1 protein-coding gene is annotated in these 2,378 nt (G+C 61.6%); it reads right to left on the bottom strand.

The features are described from left to right. On the bottom strand, positions 1–749 hold a 749-nt coding region (locus C470_RS16245), incomplete at its 3' end, for a hypothetical protein (RefSeq protein ID WP_204365888.1). Between the last annotated feature and the right edge of the window lie 1,629 nt (positions 750–2,378).

The raw sequence follows: 2,378 nt of genomic DNA, 5'->3' as shown, positions 1-2,378 counted from the left end.
CCTTCAGAGCGCCGGCGCTGTATCCAGCGGGCGGAAGTCATCAACAGCGTGACAATCCAAAACAGCACGAGAACCCCGAGAGCGCCCGTCGCGAGGCTATCTAAAGTCGTGAGCCCAAATACGCTGATAGCGAGGACACTACCAGGCAGGGCAGTATAGATGAATCCAGCCAAAAGGGCGACGGTTGAGGTGGTACCTGATAACCTCTCTGCCCGGCGGTATTCGGACGTGTGCCGTACGCCTTCTACCAGAAGACGGCGGATGGCTTCATCCGGCTCCTCGTTCTCCTCGGCGCGTTCCAGGACCCACTCTCGCAGCTGCTCGCCCCCGCCGAGCACGTCGAAAGCGTCCCGGTCCTGAGCTTCGACACCCTCCCGCAGGAGCCTCCGGACGGCGTCGGCCTCAGGCTCGCCCTCCTGGCGGGCAGCCTCGACCGCCTCACGGAGATCGTCCGGTGCGCCGACCTCGTCGAAGACGTCGCGCTCGCGAGCCTCGACGGCTTCGGGGAGGAACCGCCGGACGACCTCTTCCTGGCTCTCGTCTTCGTCGCGCGCGTCCTCCAGCTGCGCACCAACGCGGTTCGACACCCCCAAGCGAGTGTAGAGGGGCACCTCGCGAACCGCGAGGCCGTCGTCGAGGACCTCTCGAATCAGCTCCGACTCCGTCCCTCCCTCCTCGCGGTCGGCGTTCACCTCCTCGAAGCGCTCCAGAAGCTCCCCTCGCACCTGAGCGCCGATCACGCGTTTCATGGTGTTTAAAACCGTTTAAACTGGAGTATTGTAAATCTGAGGGTTGGCCTTTCAGGAGAGATACTAGTATCTCCGCAACCCCACAAACCCCCTCGAAGGAGCCTCCTAACCAACTAAAATCTAATCTCACGTTGGTTAGGAGTGAAGAGCGACTCCCGGNCTCCGCAACCCCACAAACCCCCTCGAAGGAGCCTCCTAACCAACTAAAATCTAATCTCACGTTGGTTAGGAGTGAAGAGCGACTCCCGGTATTTTTATGAAGCCAACAGCCCTACACAGATTCAACACGAGCCGAGGGCCACGCTGGTTGCGTGGTAGATCGGCACCGAGAACCGACGCGAAGCGCGCGTCGAAAACCCGTGAGCGAGAAACCCGTCGCTCACGGTTGTAGGATCGAAGCGACCGGAGGAAGGCCTCCCCCCGGTCGCCCTGATACGATTGGAACCCGTGTGAGGGCGGCAGGGGAGGGAGCCTTGTCCGGTTCGCAAACGAACTTGACGGGACGCGGGATGCGTTCCGGCCTATTCTACGGCCCGGACCCTCATTAAGGTACTGGGAGAGGCCGAGAACGTGTCGTGTCCCGTCAAATCGGCAGAATACGCGATTTGACATTGACCCGAAACACGACGCAGACGACCGGAGACGAACGGAACACGCAATCACGCTACCGCGACGCCTTAGAGGCGGCGCGGCGTCGGCGCGCCGACGAGGAGCTCACCGTCGCGCGGCTCGTCGACGAGGCCTACCACGCGCTCCCCGATAGTGCCGACCTCGACGAGGTCCGGAAGGCGGCCGAAGACATCCTCGGCCACTCGCTCGAAAAGCGGCCGATGACAGACGGTGGTCAGTCCGAACCAGCGATTGTGTGCGNCCGGAAGGCGGCCGAAGACATCCTCGGCCACTCGCTCGAAAAGCGGCCGATGACAGACGGTGGTCAGTCCGAACCAGCGATTGTGTGCGTGGGTATCGACCCGGACTCCATCGATCCAATCCCGAAGCAGGGTATGTACGCGCCATCGGTTCCCTTCCAGCACGACGGCAAGCCGACGATTCTGGTTGACAAGGACGGAGACGGTGTCTACGAAATTGGCATCACCGGTGACAATACCGGAGATCACCTATGGACCGAACTGGAAGGCGGNCTGGTTGACAAGGACGGAGACGGTGTCTACGAAATTGGCATCACCGGTGACAATACCGGAGATCACCTATGGACCGAACTGGAAGGCGGTGACATTGGAGATGAGGCATTAGAGCTGTTGGAAAGCCATCTTGACGGCGAAAGCATCGACTTGTCGCAGGACTTCTCCGCAGCTTGGAAAGACGATGTCCAAGACGAGCGAACCGTCACGGACGGGGATGAGCTGTCGGTCCCGACAGCCGGCGAACTCGTCCACGACCGTGACGGTGAGGGCGAAGACGAACTCGTCGTCGTCCAGGCGCACCATGACACGCCAGCCGAGGAGTACCCGATCGACGAGGTCGGCGGGGAGACCGTCGCGGACCTGAACGCGTTCTACGACGCACAAGCGCCGGTTTTGGAGGCCGTCTACCTCGCGGAAGTTGAGGCCGTCCTCGACAGCTGGGACGACGTCGACGACCTTCGCAAGGAGGTCAGTTCCGGCGAGG

It is taken from the genome of Halorubrum distributum JCM 13561 (genome assembly GCF_000337395.1).
In the GTDB taxonomy this organism is placed as follows: domain Archaea; phylum Halobacteriota; class Halobacteria; order Halobacteriales; family Haloferacaceae; genus Halorubrum; species Halorubrum distributum.
Note: the sequence above shows the minus strand (reverse complement) of the source record. Positions and strands in the feature narration are given on the sequence as shown.